The 10,570-nt window shown below is 51.6% G+C and carries 8 protein-coding genes, 1 tRNA gene and 2 rRNA genes; 1 reads left to right on the forward strand and 10 read right to left on the reverse strand.

Features of this window, described 5'->3' with window-relative positions; translation table 11 throughout:
- The 3 genes from D6783_05370 to D6783_05380 all read right to left on the reverse strand — a co-directional run.
- A 23S ribosomal RNA gene (locus D6783_05370) occupies nucleotides 1-2,169 on the reverse strand; the annotation flags it as partial.
- A gap of 228 nt (nucleotides 2,170-2,397) precedes the next feature.
- Nucleotides 2,398-2,470 (reverse strand) — tRNA-Ala (locus D6783_05375).
- A gap of 99 nt (nucleotides 2,471-2,569) precedes the next feature.
- On the reverse strand, nucleotides 2,570-2,755 hold the full coding sequence (locus D6783_05380) for a DUF2892 domain-containing protein (GenBank protein RME52261.1): 186 nt from the start codon (nucleotides 2,753-2,755) through the stop codon (nucleotides 2,570-2,572).
- A 100-nt stretch (nucleotides 2,756-2,855) separates the two neighbouring features.
- Here D6783_05380 and D6783_05385 point away from each other — a divergent pair, with 100 nt between their 5' ends.
- Entirely contained in the window at nucleotides 2,856-3,047 is a 192-nt protein-coding gene (locus D6783_05385) for a hypothetical protein (GenBank protein RME52262.1), read from the forward strand.
- On the opposite strand, the gene D6783_05390 is transcribed toward D6783_05385, so the two are convergent.
- The 7 genes from D6783_05390 to D6783_05420 all read right to left on the reverse strand — a co-directional run bounded on the left by D6783_05390 (nucleotide 3,037) and on the right by D6783_05420 (nucleotide 10,473).
- Nucleotides 3,037-4,495: ribosomal RNA gene (locus D6783_05390) — 16S ribosomal RNA — on the reverse strand. The genes D6783_05385 and D6783_05390 overlap by 11 nt on opposite strands.
- Before the next feature lie 451 nt (nucleotides 4,496-4,946).
- Nucleotides 4,947-5,624 carry a hypothetical protein gene (locus D6783_05395; protein RME52263.1) on the reverse strand — a complete coding sequence of 226 codons (678 nt, stop codon included), beginning with the start codon at nucleotides 5,622-5,624 and terminating at the stop codon, nucleotides 4,947-4,949.
- Between the two features lie 487 nt (nucleotides 5,625-6,111).
- The gene (locus D6783_05400; protein RME52264.1) at nucleotides 6,112-6,903 is read right to left on the reverse strand and encodes a hypothetical protein; all 792 of its coding nucleotides are present in this window, start codon (nucleotides 6,901-6,903) and stop codon (nucleotides 6,112-6,114) included.
- On the reverse strand, nucleotides 6,896-7,540 hold the full coding sequence (locus tag D6783_05405; protein ID RME52265.1) for a rhomboid family intramembrane serine protease: 645 nt from the start codon (nucleotides 7,538-7,540) through the stop codon (nucleotides 6,896-6,898). Before D6783_05405 ends, D6783_05400 begins: the two co-directional genes overlap by 8 nt.
- 36 nt (nucleotides 7,541-7,576) lie before the next feature.
- Nucleotides 7,577-7,822 (reverse strand): hypothetical protein, encoded by a 246-nt coding sequence (locus D6783_05410; protein ID RME52266.1) that lies wholly within the window; start codon nucleotides 7,820-7,822, stop codon nucleotides 7,577-7,579.
- A gap of 28 nt (nucleotides 7,823-7,850) precedes the next feature.
- Nucleotides 7,851-9,650, reverse strand: coding sequence for a glycosyltransferase (locus D6783_05415; protein ID RME52267.1), 1,800 nt, complete (start codon nucleotides 9,648-9,650; stop codon nucleotides 7,851-7,853).
- A 229-nt stretch (nucleotides 9,651-9,879) separates the two neighbouring features.
- Nucleotides 9,880-10,473 carry a hypothetical protein gene (locus D6783_05420; GenBank protein ID RME52268.1) on the reverse strand — a complete coding sequence of 198 codons (594 nt, stop codon included), beginning with the start codon at nucleotides 10,471-10,473 and terminating at the stop codon, nucleotides 9,880-9,882.
- Nucleotides 10,474-10,570 lie beyond the last annotated feature (97 nt).

Consider the following 10,570-nt stretch of genomic DNA (forward strand, 5'->3'; position numbering starts at 1 on the left):
ATGAAGACCGGAGTCTTCACTTCTAAGGCTCCCACCTACGCTACGCAACAAAACCCGTATTGCAGCTGCAGGCTACAGTAAAGTTTCACGGGGTCTTCGCTTCCCACTGGACGTCCCTGGCCTTTGCACCAGGAAAGAGTTTTCGGAGGGTTCTCGGTAGGGACAGTAGAGATCTCGTTACGCCATTCATGCAGGCCGTCATTCAAACGGCAAGGCATTTCGCTACCTTAAGAGAGTTATAGTTACTCCCGCCGTTTACCAGCCCTTGGCTCCCTTGAAAAGGAGTTTTAGGTACTGGCACTGGGCAGACGTCACCGACTATACTCACCCTTGCGGGCTTGCAGTCAGTTATGTTTTTGTTAAACAGTCGGACCTCTTTTGTCACTGCGCCCTGCCAACGCACCCGTACGGGCACAAAAGCAGGGATCCCTTATACCGAAGGTACGGGACCAATTTGCCGAATTCCCTTACCAAGATTCTCCCTGGACACCTTAGGTTACTCACCTAGGGGCACCTGTGCTGGTTCTGGGTATGATCGCCCCGGATTTGTTTCCATTCCCTTTTCACGGGCTCCAGGCATCGGCGCAACCGTGCTTTAGCACGGCTCATCACAGCCTTGCTCGGATTCTCTTCATGACGAAACTCCTCCGACCTGGACTGTTTAACACGCTTGATCACGTGTGCACTTAGCCCGAAGCGTCAGAAATGGAACTTGCGTTGCCGCACATACCGAGGCGGTACCGGAATATTAACCGGTTTCCCTTTCGCCACTGCACCAATTAGGCGCTAGCTTAGGATCAACTCACCCTTACCTGATTTGCATTGGTAAGGAACCCTTGCCCTTTCGGTGACGTGGATTCTCACCACGCTACGATCCTACTCTCACCAGGATTCTCATTACCGGACGATCCACCCCCGCTCGCACGAAGGCTTCCGCTCGACCGGTACGCCTGCCTACCAAACTGCTTTTGGCAGCCCTATGGTATCGGTTCGTGATTTAGCCCCGTCCATCTTAGACGCCCACGACCTCGACGAGTAAGCTGTTACGCACTTTTTAAAGGATGGCTGCTTCTAAGCCAACCTCCTCGCTGTCTTTGGCCATGGACAATCTTCACCCTTTCACACTCAATCACGATTAGGGACCTTAACCATAGTCCGGGTTGTTCCCCTCTCCGACTCCAAGCTTACCCCGGAGCCGCGTCTCCCGACATCTACGATAGCCACGCATTCGGAGTTGGACAAGGAACCGAGGGATTTCTCCCCCATAATTCCCAATCCGTAGCTCTACCACGCAGCTCATCTCCGTCGAGGCTTGACTAAGGCCAACTTCGGCAGGAACCAGCTATCGCCAGATTCGATTGGCTTTTCACCCCTAGCCACAGGTTACGAGAACACTTGCCCGTAGCACCTCTGCAGGCCTCCACGAGGTTTTACCCCCGCTTCACCTTACCCACGGCTAGATCATCTGGCTTCGGGTCTGGCCCGTGTGACTTGAGGCGCTTTCACACCCTCCCCCTCGCAAGCTGCGGGGATTCGCTTTCGCTCCGGATCCGCCGCTGACCGGCTTATCCTCGCCACACAGGCAAACTCCCTGGCACGTTATTCAAAACGGACGATGCACACCCGAAAAGTGCGCATCCCACTATAGCTGACAGGTTTCAAGATCTTTTAACTCCCTGCAAAGGGTGCTTTTCAGCGTTCCCTCACGGTACTGTACGCTATCGGACTCGAGGAGTATTTAGGGTTGGAGGTTTGTGTCCCCCACCTTCACACTCCATTTCCAAGAAGTGCTACTCAGGAGATCCCCTGATCCCATTTCGCTCCTGCTACGGGGCTCTCACCCTCTCTAGCCTGGCATTCCAGCCACGTTCGCATCGCGAAACGAGGGAACAACGGGGCCCATACACCACATCTCCAACGCTTTTCAGCGCAGGATTCAGTTTGCCCTCTGCTGCTTTGGGTCGCTCCTACTCACAGCATCCCATATTGGTTTCTCTTCCTCCGGGTACTAAGATGTTTCAATTCCCCGGGTTCGCTATCCTTACGGATTCAAGAGGAGAAGTCTCATTCGGAGATCCGTGGTTCAACGGTCACGTGCACCTCGCCACAGCTTATCGCAGCTTGTCACGTCCTTCTTCGCCTCTCGAGCCGAGCTATCCACCTGCCAGCGTCATTCTTTTCCTGTGTACACAGGGACGCTTCCATGGATTTTTTTTCCTCTGCGCGCGCCTCACTGAACATGAAAAAACGTTCATGCCCTCCGGCACCACCACCCGCCACGCCTCGCGTGACGAGCTGAATACATAAACAACCCTAACTCCGTATGCACAAGGGCGTGCTCGCACCCCCCGTGCAACAATGGACTCGTCGGGACTTTCACCAACGAGCCCACCAAGACGGACCCGTTGCTTTTGAACCCGAGGCCTCCCGCGTGCAAGGCGGGCGCTCTACCAGGCTGAGCTACGAGCCCATAGGGTCCCCTCAAGGAAAACGTGCTTCCTCGAGAACCTCATCGAGCAAAAAGGACATCGATGAGCGTCATCAAGAGGGTTCCAACTTATTTAAAAGGTTATCGGTTCTTGCACGTCGAAAACCCGAAGAGCGCGTACAAGGGACAAAACCCAACAACCGCCGTGAGACCAAACACCAGCGCGAGCACAAACCACCACGGACTGTGCACCGCGCCTAGCACAGCAAAAACCACGGCTAAAACGCCCCGAACAACCCTATCAACAACACCTTCATTCTTCTTCATACTACCACCTCCTCACACCCCTCAGCAACGAACAAGCCAGTAATAAACCTTTCCCTCACTACAATTTTTTCTCGCCACGTTTTCCCAGCACCCTGTTCAATTGAGCGCCGTGCACAAACACGCGTTCAGAAAAAAAAGAAAGAAAAAAAGTGGAAAAAGAAAAAATGAAGCGCTTCAGAAAAACAAGGAAAAGAAAAAAAGAAAGGGTAAGAACACGCACAAAAAACCTCGCGTCAATTACTTGTTCTGCAATTATTATTTATGCCACTATTTGAAAAAAAAAAGGAGGTGATCCATCCGCAGGTTCCCCTACGGATACCTTGTGACGACTTAACCCACCTCACTGAGCCAAGGTTCAACATGCCCAAGACAGGCGTGTTTCACCCAGACCCTGCTCGGTTGGTTTGACGGGCGGTGTGTGCAAGGAGCAGGGACATATTCACCGGACGATGATGACGTCCGATTACTAGGGATTCCGGCGTCATGAGGCTGAGTTGCAAGCCTCAATCCGAACTTGGGCAGGGTTTAGAGGTTTGGCTTCACCTTTCGGTGTCGCATCCCATTGTCCCTACCATTGTTGCGCGCGTGTAGCCTAGAAGATTCGGGCCATACAGACCTACCGTAGCCTGCACCTTCCTCCCCCTTACGAGGGCAGTCTCCACAGTGTGCTCAGTCCGCAAGCGCTGTTAGCAACTGTGGATACAGATCTCGCTCGTTGCCAGACTTAGCTGGACACTTCACAGCACGAGCTGACGGCGGCCATGCAGCACCTCTCGGCTCGTCAAGTAAGCCCTTCAGACTGACCTTCATCCTGCCGTCGCCTCTAGTGAGGTTCTCTGCGTTGAATTAGATTAAACCGCACGCCGCACCCCTTGTGGTGCTCCCCCGTCAATTCCTTAAAGTTTCAGCCTTGCGACCGTACTTCCCAGGCGGTGAGCTTAACACCTTCGTTTCGACACTGCGCATCCCCATAGGATGCGCAACACCTAGCTCACAGCGTTTACGGCTAGGACTACTCGGGTATCTAATCCGGTTTGCTCCCCTAGCTTTCGTTCCTCACCGTCAGATCCGTTCTGGTCAGATGCCTTCGCCATCGGTCGTCCTCCGAGGATTATCCCATTTTACCGGTCCCCCCGGAATACGTCTGACCCCTCCCGGTCTCAAGCCTGGCAGTGTCTTCTGCGCGCCGTCAAGTTGAGCAAGACGATTTCACAAAAGATTTACCAAGCCGGCTACGAACGCTTTAGGCCCAATAAACGCGATAGCCACTTGTGGCGCTGGTGTTACCGCGGCGGCTGGCACCAGTCTTACCCACCACTTATTCGCCAAGCTATTTACACTTGGCAAAAGCCTGCACAATGTGCAAGCACTGGGGATCCCCTTCTCACACTTTCGTGCATTGGAAAGGTTTCGCGCCTGCTGCACCCCGTAGGGCTGGGACCAGTATCTCAGTGTCCCTCTCCGGGCTCCCTCTCTCAAGGCCCGTACGGATCTTCGGCTTGGTGGGCCATTACCCCGCCAACAACCTAATCCGCCGCCGGCTCATCGTGCGGCACGAGTTTCAGAAATGAAGCGTTCCAGCCATCATTTCCTATCAGGTATTCCACTCAGTTTCCCGAGGTTATCCCTGACCGCACGGCAGATTACCGACGTGTTACTGAGCGATTCGCCGGGATTGCTCCCTGACTTGCATGGCTAAGTCGAATCCCCATAGCAGCTATCTCCCGCAGGATCAACGGGTACTCAATTCGGTCGCGTATAATGTTCTCAATTCTTTCAAAACAAGAATTGACTTGTTGGGTTTTCTGCATCGTGTTCCTACCCATACTTGAACGCCTCGGTCAAGCATGCCTCACACTGCACGTGTGAGCGTGTTGGGACCAAAAAGGGTTAACCTCTTTGGCATAAAAAAGGCGCTGATACCCGCCGAGTTTGTCGACGAGCAAGCAGGGAGAGCACGAACCCCTTTAAATAATTAACGGAATCCAGTAAAGCGGCGCGCAGAAGAAGAAACAGAAGAAGAAAAGAAGAAGCAGCCCCCCGCATCGCCACGCAAAAAACAGTGCACAAGACATGAACGAACAGCATGAGCGTGCCAAGCCCGGAGCAGGAGGGAACGGCCACGCCGTCCCAAACGCTTCTGCACCTTCGCACGCCTACTTCCTCATCGGCGTGTACGAGCAACTACTCGTTACGAGCAGTCCAATTCAACTCGTTCGTAATGCGACGTCCCCTTCAGCTCAAGCTCATTCACTCCCTTTGAGAGCGCCGTCTTCACATTTATCTTGATTGGCGTGAACGAACAAGAGAGCTCTTCGCCAGGCCGGAGCGCCACAACACCCCCGCAGTTTTCTTTAAAAGAATCCCCTGGGCCGAACAAGACTTCACCGAACGAGACAGGACGCTCGCGACCGTTAAGCTGAAAATCATTCATCAAGAGCACAACAAACTCCTCTCGATTGACCAACTGCTTATACGCGGACGGATCAGCAGACGGATCAACAAGCCAGAGCCAGTCGGTAGGATTGCGCAACGAAAACGAGAGCGTCCTTGTTTTAGCATCACACGCAACGTCAAAAAACGCCTTCGTGTCTTGTTCGCCTTCCTCCGCAGGAACGGACGTCGTGTTCTCCTCAACAACGGGTTCGGGCGCGGGTTCTGGCTCTTGCACAAGAAGGGTTTCAGGCGGAGGAGGAAGCGGTTTTGTTGAACACCCGCTCAACACCATAAACAGAGCCGCCACGCAGAGCACCGCCAGAGCACGCCACAGAAAAAGGAGCCTCGCCGGGTGCGGCCTTGCCTTGACTCGCCCCTCCTTCCCCTCGGCCTCTTTACACTTCAAACAATCTTCCTTTCCGAATTGCACCATATCATCCACCCCCCTGAACGCTACCGCATCAAACAAGGAATCAAACAAGACTTCGTTTATAAATATTTGCCTTGGCCCTCTCCTTCACAACAGCCAACGTCACAACAGCCAAAAGCCAAAACAACCCGTTGCTCCAACACAACAAACTTCAAAAACTTCATCACTGAGAAGCACTGCTACGCAGAAGCGTTTTTACTTGCGCAAGCTCCGCTTGCGTTTTTCCTTCTTCATGCGCTTTCGCTGCCACTTCCAGCGCATCTGACCCTTCTTTTTCCAACGTCGTGAACTTCTCTTCATGCAACACCTAGCTACGCTAGCGCCAGCACTCCTTGCCAGCACTGCACACTCTTGAACCGCACGAACTTCCAACGTCTATTTAAAGGTTTTCCTCACAAGAACCCTCCTCAAAGCAAAAAAGCACCCAGCGCAAAAGCATCTCCAAAGGCATGAGCAAGGACCAAAGGCATGAGCAAGGACACACGCCACATCACACATCGGTAAACAGTGTTTCCTCCGGAAAGACAACCACGCCCTTCTCCGTGACTTTGACAAGACGAATCTCGCGGTCGTGATCTGAGCCACGAAGCTTCCTGACAACAATCCCGGGCACGAACGTAGCGCCTCTTCGAATATTGTAGAGCGCAACCACCCCATCCGCAATGAACTCTTCAATACCGTAGGTAGAAACTTCAAAACTTCCCTCTTTTGTCTCCGCCAAGAGTAGCGACGTTACACGCCTAGCAGAGAGCATGTTTCCCAGCGCGGCCAGTGCCAACCTTCGCTCCTCATTCGAAGTCAATACCATACTGAACAACGTCAAAGAATCAATAACAACCCTTGTAACACCCAGCTCTCGAATCACCTCTTCAATCTCACTAATTAAATGATGCGGCTTTGCATTTACTTTGGACATATAATGCGTCACTTTTGCTAGCGGGCCACCAATAAACCTGAACCTGCCCGAAGCTTCCATTTTCGCGAAGTCAAAGCCGAGGCGCGCCATGTCCTCGTATAACTTTTTCTTGCTCTCCTCCAAACTCACATAGAGACATGTCTCGCCTTCCTCCACTCCTTTCCAGAGAAACTGCGTCGCGAGTGTGGTCTTTCCCGACCCGCACGGTCCAGAAACCAAGATATTTCTTCCGGGAAGAAAACCCCCATGCAACAGCGTGTCCAGCCCTTCAACGCCAGAGCTCACCCTCCTTTCTTGCCTTTCTCCACCACGGTCTTCGGAACTGGAACGAGTATCTCTCAAGACCTCCCTCTCCTGCCTAGTCATCAAGCACCACCTCCCTCAACAAATAACGCTTCCTCCCTGGAAACGCATCTTTCGTCTCCCACACGCGATGTGCCAACGCGCCGAAGAACAAACCAGACATGTGAAGCAAAGCAGAACTGGAAGCTGAAAAGAACAGCGGAGAGACCCCTCCCGCAACCAGCAAGAAAAGAGGAGAAACAACCGCTAAACCGGCAACAACGGCAAGAACGACGCCTTCATTCACCTCGAATTTACGCACGTGCATACTCGCAACACCAAACCCTGCATACACTGCAGTCGACGCGCCGAGAACGGTGATTTTTGTTGCAAACCAAATAGGAAGCGCCGCCACGACACCTGCAAGAAAATAAATGCCCAGCGCTTCTTTTGAAAGCACATCCACTTCTGCGAACACCGTCCACAACAAAGCAACACCTACAAGGTTGAACAAGAGGTGCTGAACGTTTCCATGAACCAGTTGATAAGAAAAAAAACGCCACCACTCCCCGTTCATTACCGCAGTATATTCGAGGCTGAAACGATCAACAGCGCCAGGGAGGAAAAACATCACGCAATACAGCAAAAACAGTCCAGCAATGATTCCCAGAAGCTGTATTGACCGTTTCATTCTCTTTCCTCTCTCTTGCCAACCTTCCACTGCCGAAAACTAAAACGCGTCCTCGCCGCTGGCGCGTCACCTCTCACCCGACCTTCGAAGAATTGTCTTTTGCATTTGCCGTTTCCCGTTCCTTGCCACAAAAAACAAAAGAGAACCCGCAACTGCTATTCCCGCACCAACTTCTAAGAGCACAACCGCGCTGCTTTGGACCGCCACGCTGTTCTTCTCCAGCACGAATGCTATCACCGAGACCAGCAACCAAGAACCTGCCACGAGCAGCACTATGTTTCTCCCGCCACGTGAACGTCCTTTGTTTCTCATACCCCAACCTCCGCTTGCTTGACGCTCGTCATGTCCGAATATTCTGCTTCTCATGCTCACGGCTGAGCGCCGTGTTGTGTGCCTTAAAATACGCTTCGACAAAAGTCCCCCAATCCGCTTTGGAAGCCAACACCTTGGCCTCGGACTTAAGCGCCACGCGCTCTGGACGCTTGCGCTTTGCATACCCTTCAAGAAGCTTGGTCAAGTCACGCACCTGCTCCTCCCATGATCTGCCCATACGCCTGAGAACTGAAATGCCTTGGAGGCCATCTCGCACACCTTCTTGCAGTAAGAACCTTCCAAAACCGGCAAGATCCGTGGTTATCGAAGGAACACCCATCGCCGCGGCTTCGAGCGGGGTGTACCCCCACGGCTCATAATAACTAGGAAATACTCCCAAATGGCAGCCCGCCATCGCATCATAATACGGTAAGCTTATCATCGAATCATTCCCATCCAAATACACGGGGTAGAACACGACTTTCACCCTATCTTCTTTGAGATTGTTCAACCCGCATCTGCGGAACGCCTGAATAATAGCATCTTTTCCTTCATCAACACTGTGCGTGCTCAAGGCAGGAACTCCTTCTTGTTTAAACCTGACGTAGTCTTTTTTGAGCGAGTGAAGAAAATCTTTTGAGAGCACATCTTTTGCAGATAGCTTCCCTGACGCTACCAGGGATGAGACAATGTTTTTCAAAATAGTGTCCCCGTGCCAGTGCACATGATTTTTAATGTGCCTGAAATAGTTCTTGTTCTTGAGCACTTCAACCCGAATCCCTTCAGTTACGGTTGGAATCCAAAAAAAAGCAGTCACGGTTCTCTTCGACCGCTCCCCCGCCAACTTTCTGTTCAAATTCCCAAGCGCCTCAATGAAGAGATCAATGCCTTTGTTTGCAAACTCGTACCTTCCTATTATGAAAAAAACGAGGTTGTGAGACAAATCAAAGGTGTAGTACGGAAAGAAATAGTACTGCAAAAACTCCTCCACTTTTTCTTTGCACATGACATGCTTCACCGCCGCGTCTTCAAGTGTCGGAAATTTTGAAACATCCAAGCCGTTGTAGAGCAGCACGTCAGGTTTTCTTCCAAGAAAATGCTCTGCTTCAAGCCCGGTTATTTCAGAAACCGTGGTGAAAACAGAGGCATTCCTCGCCGCCGCTCGCTCCATAGTGAACTTATCCTGAATGCCCCTTGCATACGCCTCCCGTTCGGGATTGATTGTTGAGAGATTCGCATAGAGATCGACACCGCCGCCGGCAAGCGACCTTCCCAGCATTGTCGCGTGCGTCGTAAACACGGTCGGCACCGACAACCCTTTCCTGCGAAGATAGAGCACCGCCGATGATGAAAGCCACTCGTGTACGTGGAGAACCAACGACTTTTTGCCTTCAATCCAGAGTTGTTCAACAAGCATCCCTACTGCCCACGACCAAAGCACCGGCTCTTCAAACTCCCACGACGCGTACAGAGAGTCAACTCGAAAGCCGTCCCACAAGGCCTTTTTTACCGCATCTTTGCGCCCTGCAAGACCGCTGGCGTCAACAAGAATCGTGTCTGGCGCCCCTTCGATTAGCCACGACCCGAAGAAGATGCGCACCCCTTCCTGTTCGAGCCGTTCTGCAACGCCTTTGAGCCAGGTCGGAAGCTGACGTTGTTCAAAATCTGTTTTTGCATGCTCTTCCTTATAGGGACCCACGCAGACGTAGGTTTGATAATTTTTCTTCATCAATGCCGCTTTGGATTTCAAAACAGTATAGATGCCCCCGACCTTATTGCACACTTCCCAAGACGCCTCAACAAGCATGCTCGCTTTTGGATGCTCCATAACCAACCCACCACTCTTGTTTCACGCACCACCACCCACCGCTACGCACGAGGATGTTCTTTCCTTATGAAGTACTGAAACACATATTCAAAAAAAATGAACGTGTAGGAACACACCTGGAATACACCTAGGAACACATCTACGCACCTTCACGCCCAGCCTTATGAGAAAAAAGAAAAAAAAGAAAAAAAGTTATCTTTCGTGCTCTCAAACACGTTTTTCTTCCCGTTTAGGGGTAGACTGCAATCCTCTTGTCTACAATCAAGTCCGGAATTGCAGCCTCCACGACGAGAGGTGTACCAACCATGGGAACGAGGTTCACTTTCAAATCTTCTCCTTCACCAATGCTCCTTGGTGATTGGAAGCAAATCTTCACAACATCGCCTTTTGTGAGGTATCCTGCTTTGTTGTTCGTGCCGGTTATTTGGTAGGAAATGCCAAAGTCGCCGCCGGCACTCATCGAACCCGTGTTTGAGCAGTCAATACTTGCGTTGTATTCGTAATCTGCACTTGTGTTGTCAAGATTCAGGGTCAAGAGCGTGTCAGTAAATCGTATCGGGTCGGAACCGCCGCTGAGCTTGACCGTCATGTAAAGGTAATCGACAGATTGATCAGTTCCGTCTTCAGCAAAAAGCTCCAACGCATTTATTGACGTGCCAACTTCTTGCTTTGTAGCCTTTCCTGTGGCTAATGCTTTGTTTTGCAGGGAGCCCGTCGTCTGTATCAAGACCCCTGCGGCCACTGCTGCAACCAAGATCATCGCAATGAAGATGATCAAGGTTCCCATGCCCATTTCTGCTTTTTTGTTGTTGCGGGGCAACATGCTTCTCACCTCATTTTTTGCAGCGTTCGCTGCTCACTTCTTCTTTTTCCTTGAAAATACTACTATTTAAATGTTTCTATTTTTACTATTTTATTAC

Source organism: Candidatus Woesearchaeota archaeon, assembly GCA_003694805.1.
Taxonomy (GTDB): Archaea; Nanobdellota; Nanobdellia; order Woesearchaeales; family J110; genus J110.